8 protein-coding genes are annotated in these 7,989 nt (G+C 68.0%); 3 read left to right on the forward strand and 5 right to left on the reverse strand.

The window, feature by feature from the left end; genetic code table 11:
- Window positions 1–7: 7 nt before the first annotated feature.
- Entirely contained in the window at window positions 8–1,714 is a 1,707-nt protein-coding gene (locus tag A612_RS10075; protein ID WP_019374368.1) for an electron transfer flavoprotein-ubiquinone oxidoreductase, read from the reverse strand.
- Window positions 1,715–1,909: 195 nt separating this feature from the next.
- On the opposite strand from A612_RS10075, the gene A612_RS10080 reads away from it, so the two are divergent.
- Window positions 1,910–2,332 (forward strand): acyl-CoA thioesterase, encoded by a 423-nt coding sequence (locus A612_RS10080; protein ID WP_019374369.1) that lies wholly within the window; start codon window positions 1,910–1,912, stop codon window positions 2,330–2,332.
- 55 nt (window positions 2,333–2,387) lie between these two features.
- Here the strand turns inward: A612_RS10080 and A612_RS10085 are convergent, their stop codons facing one another.
- Together A612_RS10085 and A612_RS10090 are read right to left on the reverse strand one after the other, a co-directional pair.
- Window positions 2,388–3,740: a sensor histidine kinase gene (locus tag A612_RS10085; protein ID WP_019374370.1), complete on the reverse strand. Its 1,353-nt coding sequence runs from the start codon at window positions 3,738–3,740 to the stop codon at window positions 2,388–2,390.
- Window positions 3,737–4,411 carry a response regulator gene (locus A612_RS10090; protein WP_019374371.1) on the reverse strand — a complete coding sequence of 225 codons (675 nt, stop codon included), beginning with the start codon at window positions 4,409–4,411 and terminating at the stop codon, window positions 3,737–3,739. The genes A612_RS10085 and A612_RS10090 overlap by 4 nt, the downstream gene beginning before the upstream one ends.
- 91 nt (window positions 4,412–4,502) lie before the next feature.
- Between A612_RS10090 and A612_RS10095 the strand changes: the two genes are divergently transcribed.
- Together A612_RS10095 and A612_RS10100 are read left to right on the forward strand one after the other, a co-directional pair.
- A complete protein-coding gene (locus A612_RS10095) occupies window positions 4,503–5,201 on the forward strand; it encodes a phosphatase PAP2 family protein (RefSeq protein ID WP_019374372.1) in 699 nt (232 codons plus the stop codon).
- A gap of 151 nt (window positions 5,202–5,352) precedes the next feature.
- Entirely contained in the window at window positions 5,353–7,020 is a 1,668-nt protein-coding gene (locus A612_RS10100) for a phosphoethanolamine transferase (protein WP_019374373.1), read from the forward strand.
- Between the two features lie 39 nt (window positions 7,021–7,059).
- Here A612_RS10100 and A612_RS10105 read toward each other — a convergent pair whose 3' ends face one another.
- Complete coding sequence (locus tag A612_RS10105; protein ID WP_019374374.1) at window positions 7,060–7,644, reverse strand: peroxidase-related enzyme; 585 nt, start codon at window positions 7,642–7,644, stop codon at window positions 7,060–7,062.
- Window positions 7,614–7,989 (reverse strand): DTW domain-containing protein (locus tag A612_RS10110; protein ID WP_019374375.1); only part of this gene is annotated, 376 nt, incomplete at its 5' end. The genes A612_RS10110 and A612_RS10105, both read right to left, overlap by 31 nt.

The following is a 7,989-nucleotide window of genomic DNA, read 5'->3' on the forward strand; positions in this document are numbered from 1 at the left end:
GCCATTCTCACATGCCGGAATAGTTCGGGCCGCCGCCGCCCTCGGGCGTGACCCAGACGATGTTCTGCGTCGGATCCTTGATGTCGCAGGTCTTGCAGTGCACACAGTTCTGGGCGTTGATCTGCAGGCGCTGGGCGTTGCCGCCCTTGGATTCGTCGGGCACGAACTCGTACACCCCGGCCGGGCAGTAGCGGCTCTCCGGGCCGGCATAGGTCGGCAGGTTGATTTCCGTGGGAATCTTCGGGTCCTTGAGCTTCAGGTGCGCGGGCTGGTTCTCCGCGTGGTTGGTGTTGCTCACGAACACGCTGGACAGGCGATCGAAGGTCAGCTTGCCGTCGGGTTTCGGGTAGACGATGGGCTTGCACTCGGCCGCGGGCTTGAGCATCGCGTGGTCGGGCGTGTCGCGGTGCAGTGTCCAGGGGACGTGGCCCTTGAGCAGGAACTGCTCGATGCCGTTCATGAGCGTCGCCGTGGTCAGGCCCTTCTTGAACCAGGCCTTGAAGTTGCGTGCCTTGTTCAGTTCCGTGTACAGCCAGCTGGCCTCGAAGGCGCGGGTGTAGGCCGTGAGTTCATCGCCCTGGCGCCCGGCCACCACGGCCTCGTAGGCGGCCTCAGCGGCCAGCATGCCGGTCTTGATGGCGGCGTGGCTGCCCTTGATGCGGCTGGCGTTCAGGAAGCCGGCGTCGCAGCCCACCAGCGCGCCGCCGGGGAAGGTGAACTTGGGCAGGCTCATCAGGCCGCCGGCGGTGATCGCCCGCGCGCCGTAGCCCAGGCGCTTGGCCGGCTTGATGCCCTTGGACTCGTCGCCCTCCAGGTACCAGCGGATGTTCGGGTGCAGCTTCCAGCGCTGCATTTCCTCGAAGGGGCTGAGGTAGGGGTTGGTGTAGTCCAGCCCGGTGATGAAGCCGAGCGTGACCTTGTTGTCCTCCAGGTGGTAGAGGAAGCCGCCGCCGTAGGTGTCGCTCGCCAGCGGCCAGCCGGCGGTGTGCAGCACGAAGCCGGGCTGGTGGCGCTTGGGGTCGATCTCCCACAGCTCCTTGACGCCGATGCCGTAGGCCTGCGGATCGCGCCCTTCGTCGAGCTTGTAGCGGGCGATCAGCTGCTTGCCCAGGTGGCCGCGCGAACCTTCGGCGAAGATGGTGTACTTGCCGTGCAGCTCCATGCCGAGTTGGAACTCGTCGGTCGGCTCGCCTTCCTTGTTCAGCCCCATGTTGCCGGTGGCGATGCCCTTGACCGAGCCGTCGTCGTTGTAGAGCACCTCGGCGGCGGCGAAGCCGGGGAAGATCTCCACGCCGAGTTCCTCGGCCTGCGCGGCCAGCCAGCGCACCACGTTGCCCAGGCTGACGATGTAGTTGCCGTGGTTCTGGAAGCACTGGGGCAGCACGAAGTTGGGCGTGCGAAAGGATGACTTCTCGCCCAGGAAGACCATGGCGTCGTCGGTCACGGGCTGGTTCAGCGGAGCGCCCTTGGCCTTCCAGTCCGGGATCAGCTCGGTGAGCGCGCGCGGGTCCATGATGGCGCCCGAGAGGATGTGCGCACCCGGTTCGGAGCCTTTTTCCAGCACGACGACGGAAATGTCCTTGCCGTTGGCCGCCGCCAGTTGCTTGAGGCGGATGGCCGTGGCCAGCCCGCCGGGGCCGCCGCCGACCACCACCACGTCATATTCCATGGCTTCGCGGGGGCCGTAGGTGCTCAGAATCTCGTCGTTCGTCATGGGCGTCTCTTTTCGCTTGGATAATTGTGAAAACGTGCGAACGGCCCCCCGCGGGGCGGCAGTCCAGCTTGCGGCCGATTGTATTCACGGGCGTCAGGGGCCCAGCGCACGTTCGTTCCCATCCATGCAACGGGGGAGACAAGCGCAGGCGCGTTCGCTGGCGTGGCCCATCCCCGCAGTCCGGACAACACACCGATGAAGATCGAGATTCCCGAGCAGAAGAAGCTGGTCCTGGAAACGCGCTGGCCCGTACGCTGGGGCGACATGGACGCCATGGGCCATGTCAACAACGCCATGTACTTCCGCTACATGGAGACGGCGCGCATCGAGTGGATGACGTCCGTGGGATGCAACCCCGATCCGCAGGGCGAGGGCCCGGTGATCGTCAACGCCTTCTGCAACTTCTACCGCCAGCTGGCCTACCCGGACGAGGTGCTGATCAAGATGTACCTGAGCGACCCGGGCCGCACCACTTTCGAAACCTGGACCACCATGGAGCGCGCCAACGAGCCGGGCGTGATCTGCGCGGCGGGGGGCGCCACCGTGATCTGGGTGGACTTCCCCAAGCAAAAGGCCGCAGCGCTGCCCCAGTGGCTGCGCGAACTGGCCAGCGTTTAACGGGCGGGCGGTTAACGGGGGGCGGTTAACGGGGGGCGTTGAGGCGCTGGGCCGTTCAGCCCGCCGGCAGCAGTTCCAGCTGGGCCTCGAAGCCCCCGGTCTGTCCAGGCAAGGGAGAGGTGAGGGTGAACCGGGCCTCGTGCTTCTGCGCGATGGTGGTCACGATGGACAGGCCCAGCCCATATCCCGCGCGGTCCGCGCTTTGACGCACATGCCGCTGCTGCAGCGTGTGCAGGCGGTCAGAGCTCACGCCTGGCCCCTGGTCGCGCACAGTGAGCACGGGGCCCGGGCCCACGACGATTTCCACGGGGCTGCCTGCCGCATAGTTCAGGGCGTTTTCAACCAGGTTGCGCAGGGCGATCGCCAAGGCGTCGAAGTCGCCCAGGGCGGTGGAGGCAGGCCCGTCAGGAGCCGTGGTCAGCTCCAGCTGGTCGGCGGCGCGTTCGTCCTGCCAGAACTCCTGGGCCACCGTGGCCGCGAGGCGGTCCAGGTCCACGGGCTCGCGCGTGAGCGCAGCGCTGGACTCGGCGCGCGAGAGCTGCAGCAGCTTGTCGGTGCGGTGGCTGAGCGCCTGCAGCGCGTTGATGGCTGCCTGCACGTCTTCGCGCTGCAGGCCATGCTCCAGTGCCGTCTGCAGGCGCAGGCGCGCAGTGGCGAGCGGCGTGCGCAGCTCGTGCGCGGCATTGGCCGCCAGCGCACGTTCCACGTCCAGCGCCTGGTCCAGGCGTTCCAGCAGCAGGTTCACGTCCTGGCCGACTGCCTGCAGCTCGGCCGGCAGGCCCGCCAGATCCAGCGGGCGCAGATCGGTCCCCCCGCGCTCGCCGATCTGATGTTGCAGCCGCTGCAGCACCTGCAGCTCCCGCGTGGCAACGCCGGGCAGGGCCCAGGCCAGGGCGGCGAGAGCCATCACGGCCGCAACGAGCAGCACGACAAGCGTTTCGCGCCACTCGTGGTTGCGCTCCGAAAGTGGGTCGGCCAGCAGGAAAAAAAGAGGCTCCTGGGGATGTTGCGCTACGTATACCCGCCACTCGTCGCTGTTGTGAAAGCCCTGTTGCAGCGGGCTGGCCAGGACCTGCAAAGGGGCCTGGCGCGAGCGCAGCAGTAGGCGCCCCTGGGCATCGGCCAGCTGGAAGACGAGTGGTGCGTCGGAAAACAAGGGGTCGTCGGCGACCAGCGGCGCCTGGGAGCTGGCGGCTGGCCCTTGCGAGCCCTGCGTGGCCGCGCGTTGCAGCTGGAACATGGCTACGTCGAACATGCGGTGCGCACTCTCGGCCAGCTCGGCGTCGAAGTTCTCCTCGATCTCGTGGTTCAGGTAGAAGGCCACGGCAATGACGCAAATCACCCACACCAGGGCGAGCCGCAGCACGAGCGCGCGCGCCAGACGGTGGGCGAGCCTGGATACCTTCATGCCGTGGCCGCCGCGCCCAGGATCAGGCGGTAGCCCAGCCCGCGCAGCGTTTCGATGTGCTGGCGGCCGAGCTTGCGCCGCAGGCGGCTGATGAACACCTCCAGCGTGTTGCTGTCGATCTCTTCGCCCCAGCCATAGAGCGCGTCCTGCAATGTGTCGCGGGTGTGGATGCGGCCTGGCCGCGTGGCCAGCACGCGCAGCAAGGCCCATTCCTTCTGTGTCAGCGCCACCGGAATGCCCGAGCGCCGCACCTGTTCGCGGCCCAGGTCGATCTGCAGGTCGCCTAGCGTGAGCACCGGCACGTTGGCCGCATGGCGCCGACGCTCCACGGCGCGCAGCCGCGCGAGCAGCTCACCGGGGTCGTAAGGCTTGATGAGGTAGTCGTCCGCGCCGGCATCCAGGCCGCGGATGCGATCACTGACTTGGTCGCGTGCGGTGAGCACGATCACGATGGGGCGCTCCTGCAGTGTCCGCACCTCGTGCAGCAGCGACAAGCCGTCGCCGTCGGGCAAGTGCAGATCCAGCAGCACGGCGGTGTACTGGGCGGCATGCAGGGCACTGCTAGCCAAGGCGAGGCTGGGCGCCGCGTCCACTACGTAGCTCTTGGCGCGCAGGTAGCCGCACACGGCTTCGGACAGCGCCAGATCATCTTCGACCAGCAGCACGCGCATGGAAATCCCGGGGGGTTGTCTTGCTTGCGCGAAAGTGTAGTGGGCCGTTCGTTCACGTGGCGTTCAGGTGCCGCGCTTAGGCTTGGGGCCCATGCTGCCGTCGTCTCGCCGCAGGGTCGCGCTGACCCTTCTGTTGCTCGTGCCGATTCTTCTGTGGGATGTCTCTGGCGGGGATCTGCCGCTTGCGCGCCTGTTCGGCACCGCCCAGGGCTTCGCCTGGCGCCACGATCCCACGTTCGGTTTCCTGCTGCATGCAGTGCCGCGTGCGCTCAGCACCGCCTGCGTGCTGGCGCTGGTGTGGGGCGTGTGGCGCCCGTGGGGGCCGTTGCGTACGCTGCCCGCGGCGGACCGGGGCCAGCTGGTGCTCTCCATCGTGCTGGCGATGCTGGCCGTGCAGGCGCTCAAGCGGCTGGCTGCGACGAGCTGCCCGTGGGACCTGGCGGAGTTCGGTGGCGTGGCGGTCTATGTCTCGCACTGGGATTGGGGCGTGTGGGACCAAGGGCCGGGGCATTGCTTTCCGGCGGGCCATGCCTCGGCCGCCTTCGGGTTCGTGGCGGGCTGGTGGGTGCTGCGCCGTAAGCTACCGCGTCTGGCGCTGCCCTGGCTATGCGCGGCGTTGATCAGCGGAGTCGTGCTCGGGTGGGCACAGCAGGTGCGCGGTGCGCACTACCTGAGCCATACGCTATGGACAGGCTGGATTTGCTGGAGCGTCGGCCTGCTCGTCGAGGAGGCCGTGCAGGCACGGCGGCGCCTGCGCGCCGCTGGCGTTACAAACCTGAACGGAACCTGAGCGAGGCGTTCAGCCACCCTTCAGCACCGGGCCAGACGATGGCACGATGCTTCGTTTTGCCCCCGATTCTTCTGTCTCAGCCCCTCTCTTCGTCGCGCATTCCGGCCTTTTCGACGGTTTGCGGTTCCTGGTGCGCCGCGTGGACCGGTGGATGGCCACCCCCCTCACGCCGCAGCAGGTGGTGTTGCGGCTCTCGCTCTATCTGGTACTGGCGGCCAACTGGCCGCTGTGGCTGCAGGTGGTGCAGATCAGCGGCGGGGCAGGGGCCGCACTGCGCCCCCTGGCGGCCCTGGCCGTGCTGGTCGCCTGCGGCACGGTCGCCCTACTGGCGTTCAGCGCGTGGACGCGGGGCATGAAGCCGCTTTGGTGGCTGGTGGTGCTCATTGCCGCGCTGGCCCAGTACTACATGGGGGCCTACGGCGTGGTCATGGATCCCGGCATGGCCACCAACGTGTTGCAGACTGACGTGCGGGAGGCTGCCGATTTGCTGGGCCCGCAGATGCTGGCGGCTGTGGCGGCGGTGCTGGTGCTTCCCACCTGGTGGCTGGTGCGTGTGCCGCTTCCTGCCATGCGGCCGCTGCGCCAGCTGGGGCGCAATGCGCTTTTGCTGGTGCTGGCACTGCTCGTGGCAAGCGGAACAGTGGCCATCACGGCGCGCGATCTGGCACCGTTGATGCGCAGCCATCCGCAGTTGCGCTATCTCATGAATCCTTTGGCCAGCCTTTATTCAGGCGCCGTGGCGGCGGCGCGGCCCGCACTGGCACGCAGCCGTGTGCTCATGCCCATGACACAGGGCGCTGCGCTGGGAGCCTCTTATGCAGCGGGGGCGCGGCCGCTGCTGCTCGTGCTGGTGGTAGGGGAGACGGCCCGGGCCGACCACTTCGGCATCAACGGCTATGGGCGCGATACCACCCCGGCGCTGGCGGCGCGCAACGTGCTCAGCTGGCAGAACGTGCGCTCCTGCGGCACGAGTACGGCCGCGTCCCTGCCGTGCATGTTCTCGCCGCTGGACAAGGACGCATTCGAGGCGCGCAAGAACGACACCGAGAACCTGCTGGACGTGGCCCAGGCCGCCGGGCTGGCCGTGCTCTGGCTGGACAACCAGTCCGGGTGCAAGGGGGTGTGTGATCGCGTGCCGCATGCCGCCGCCCAGGACGGCCTGGCGCCCGACGCACGCGCCGCGCTCTGTCCTGGCGGCGAATGCAGTGACGAGGCCTTGCTCCAGGGCCTGGAGCAGCGCCTGGCCGCGCTGCCCGCAGCGAGCCGGCAGCGCGGCGCACTGGTGGTGCTGCACCAGATGGGCAGCCACGGCCCGGCCTACTACAAGCGCTCCGGGACAGACGCCAAGCGCTTCATGCCAGAGTGCCGCACCGAAGTGCTGGCGCAGTGCGCGCCTGGCGAGCTGGTCAATGCCTACGACAACTCCATCGCGGCCACTGACGCCTTCCTGGGCCGCGCCATCGACTGGCTGCGCGCCCAGTCCGCGCGCTACGACACCGCGCTGCTTTACGTGAGCGACCACGGTGAGTCGCTTGGCGAGTATGGGCTGTTCCTGCACGGCATGCCCTACAGCTTGGCGCCGGACGCGCAAAAGCACGTGCCGATGGTGGCGTGGCTGGACGAGTCCCTTGCGCGCCGGCGCGGATTGTCCGCTGCGTGCCTGCGCGCGGACCAGGGCAGGGCGCTCACCCACGACAACCTCTACCACACGGTGCTGGGCGTGCTGGACGTGCAATCGCCCACCTACCGCCGTGCGCTCGACGCTTTTGATAACTGCCGGAACCACAAGGAAAATCGGCCTGTAGCGCTTGCTAGATAAGCGCAGGAAGCTATTGTTTTGGTAGTTTCCGTGCGTGGTTCAGCCGGTCTTCTTGTCCCGCGGCACTCGGCCCATCAGGTAGAACTCGGGGTTGGGCTGCATGTTCGCGAAGCTCGCCATGCGGTTGGACAGGCCGAAGAACGCCGTGATGGCGGCGATGTCCCAGATGTCCTCATCGTCGAAACCGTGTGGGTACAGCGCCTCGAAGTCGGCGTCCTCGATCTCGTGCGCGCGCTGGCAGACCTTCATGGCGAAGTCCAGCATGGCTTTGTGGCGCGGCGGGATGTCGGCCTTGCGGTGGTTCACGGCCACCTGGTCGGCCACCAGGGGGTTTTTCTCGTAGATGCGCAGGATGGCGCCGTGCGCCACCACGCAGTACAGGCACTGGTTGGCGGCGCTGGTGGCGGTGACGATCATCTCGCGCTCGCCCTTGGTCAGGCTGCCTTCCTCCTTGAGCATCAGCGCGTCGTGATAGGCGAAGAAGGCTCGCCACTCGGCCGGCCGGCGCGCAAACGCCAGGAACACGTTGGGGATGAAGCCGGCCTTCTCCTGCACCTCCAGGATGCGGGCGCGGATGTCTTCGGGCAGGGTGTTCAGGTCGGGGAAGGGGTAGCGGTCGGCCATGGGTGTCTCCTCGTCAAGGCGTGTTGTTGGGATGCGTCCAGCATAGCCGCGGGCCAGAGTGCGCGCTGGCCGGCCACGAAGGCGTCCATGGCCTCGCCCAGCGCGGCCAGGCCGGCGTTGCCGGGCTCCAGCTGCTGCAGCGCCAGCTGCACGGCCTCCAGCGTGGACAGCTGGTGCGGCGCATGGGCCTTGCGGATGGCGTAGCGCGACGCGGGCACGCCCTGCAGCGCCAGGCGCGGCAGGCGTTGCAGCGCGGGGTTGGCCCAGAGCATCTTGCGGCTCTTGCGCCAGGTGGCGTCCAGCACCAACAGGCGCAGGCGCGCGGGCTCGGCCAGCCAGCCGGCC

It is taken from the genome of Melaminivora alkalimesophila, assembly GCF_000282995.1.
Lineage (GTDB): Bacteria > Pseudomonadota > Gammaproteobacteria > Burkholderiales > Burkholderiaceae_C > Melaminivora > Melaminivora alkalimesophila.